Source organism: Brevibacillus sp. MER 51 (assembly GCF_023714195.1).
Taxonomy (GTDB): domain Bacteria; phylum Bacillota; class Bacilli; order Brevibacillales; family Brevibacillaceae; genus Brevibacillus.
Genome location: NZ_JAMAUS010000051.1, coordinates 1 through 479 on the forward strand (window position 1 = coordinate 1; position 479 = coordinate 479).

At 63.3% G+C, this 479-nt stretch carries 1 protein-coding gene; it reads right to left on the reverse strand.

From position 1 onward, the window contains the following. Positions 1-479, reverse strand: a 479-nt coding sequence (locus M3630_RS30565) for a mannitol dehydrogenase family protein (RefSeq protein WP_251254665.1), incomplete at both ends; no start/stop codon positions are given.

Here is a 479-nt window from a genome sequence, read left to right on the forward strand (position 1 = left end):
GCGTCGGAGCCTGTTCGTCAAGCATCAGCTGGCGGGCGGCGCGGCGGAAGACGTCATCCCGCATGCAGTCGCTAATGTGCGCATGCCCTGCCAGATAGCCAAGCCAGGCGAGGAAAGAGTGGCTGCCGTTGAGCATCCGCAGCTTCATTTGCTCCCAGGGCAACACGTCATCGGTCATCTGCACGCCCGCCGTCTCCCAGGCGGGTCGCCCGGCGACAAAGTGATCTTCGACCACCCACTGAATGAAGGGTTCGCAACTGATGGCGCAGGGATCGTCGACCCCCAGCACGGCGGCGATTTCCGCCAGCGACTCCGGTGTGGCCGCGGGAACAATGCGATCCACCATGGTGCCCGGGAAGCTGACGTTGTCGGCGATCCAGTCCGCCAGCGCCGGGCTGCGTTTTTCCGCCATGCCGAGGACGGCATTTTTTACCACGTGACCGTTGTCGGGGATATTATCGCAGGAGAGCACGGTAAAG